Consider the following 930-nt stretch of genomic DNA (forward strand, 5'->3'; position numbering starts at 1 on the left):
TATGTATACGATGTTAATCTTAAAAATTCTAAGTTAAACACCAAAAAGCCTATCAAAGAATACAGAATACTATATACCAAAAATGCTGAAGTTAAGCCTCTAACTCCAACACAAAAAAGGCTTGCTTATGGTATGGTATTGCTTAATGCAGATGATAATTCTTTTAAATTTAGACTAGCTGCTTCTTCAAAACTTGTTTTTAATTTAGAGAAAAAAAACAATCGTTACAAAATTTTTGTAAACCATAATACAACAAAAATATACCTAGACAGAATGTTCTTAAATATTAATGGAACTGGTTTAAGTACTGAAATAAAATCGGTTATTCTTTACGGAAAAGACTACAATACCAATAAAAAAATTGAAATTAAAGTTGAAGACTTTTAAACGATAAAACAATCTTATATAAATCTAGACACAAAAATTGATCTTTGAGTTTTATTTAAAATACTAGGTGATAATCCCTCCTATTAGAACTTTTTAACGCTACTACAGGAGAGGTGATTCACACCATTCATTCTGGTAGTATACAAATGCTGACCGATGTATAACTGGAACCTACCTCAAACGGTAATGGAAGCAAAACCTGACCCTGCTTATTCTACTTGGGGTGGAGGCTCTGGTGTCGTAGTTGTTTACGGAATTGCCAAGCCTGCTCAAACTCCACTTACTAGTGCTGTTAGTGGGGTTTAAAATATATACTATTAAATAAGCGTCTGTTTTAAAGACGCTTATTTAGTTAACACTTTTGAATTAAACTCTTAGTACTCTTTTTATTTTCTATATTTGGATAAAAAAGTACTATTATACCTCCATATCGTTAGTATAAAAACACTAAAAGTACTTATATAAACAAGTTGTACACAAGCTCTGAAAAGCCAACCGCACAGTCAAGCACATTTTATTTTGCTCGTACCTCACAAAAGAAAA

Annotated in this window: 2 protein-coding genes; both read left to right on the forward strand. The window is 30.9% G+C overall.

Annotated elements, in window-relative coordinates:
• Window positions 1-387 (forward strand): DUF4833 domain-containing protein (locus OU788_RS12450; protein ID WP_274635457.1); only part of this gene is annotated, 387 nt, incomplete at its 5' end.
• 156 nt (window positions 388-543) lie between these two features.
• Window positions 544-693, forward strand: coding sequence for a hypothetical protein (locus OU788_RS12455; protein WP_274635458.1), 150 nt, complete (start codon window positions 544-546; stop codon window positions 691-693).
• Window positions 694-930 lie beyond the last annotated feature (237 nt).

The sequence above is a fragment of the Tenacibaculum sp. L6 genome (genome assembly GCF_028823685.1).
Classification (GTDB): Bacteria; Bacteroidota; Bacteroidia; order Flavobacteriales; family Flavobacteriaceae; genus Polaribacter.